We start from the raw sequence: 466 nt of genomic DNA, 5'->3' as shown, positions 1-466 counted from the left end.
GACGGTGATGCTTCCGCCTTCCACCGCCCCCGTCTCATCATCTCGAACCGCCTCCCCCATGTCGTCTGCGTAACGGGCCCCCACATCCGCCCCCTTCGTCTCACCTCCCCCGCTCTCGTCGGGCGAGATGGTCTTCCGCGCCGATGTGCTCCGGGCAGTGGCCCGCCCATCGGCTCGGATCAGCGGCCCCGGCCGGAATCTGTCCCCGGTGTCCCCGATCTCCTCCGTCAGCTGGTGGACGAGGATGCCGTGCCGGTACGCCGTCTCTCCCACGAACGCACAGTCCGTGCCGTACACCGAGATACGACTTCCTCCCTCACACACCACCTCAACAGCGCCCTGCCTCAGCTGTGTTCGTTCTGCACTCCGTGCTTCCTGCGACAGGACGGCCGCGAAGCGCTCCGCGTGCGGTGTACGGACCGCCACGCGCGGCCGGAGACGGGTCCGGGAGAAGTCAGCAGCGGTC

The 466-nt window shown here is 68.5% G+C and carries 1 pseudogene; it reads right to left on the bottom strand.

Annotation, left to right across the window (positions count from 1 at the left end):
• Nucleotides 1–466 (bottom strand): annotated as a pseudogene (locus tag IF54_RS43815) (hypothetical protein); the annotation flags it as partial.

It is taken from the genome of Streptomyces sp. NRRL B-3229 (assembly GCF_000719505.1).
Lineage (GTDB): Bacteria > Actinomycetota > Actinomycetes > Streptomycetales > Streptomycetaceae > Streptomyces > Streptomyces griseorubiginosus.
The sequence above is the reverse complement of the archived record's forward strand: the minus strand, read 5'-3'. Positions and strand labels throughout refer to the sequence as shown.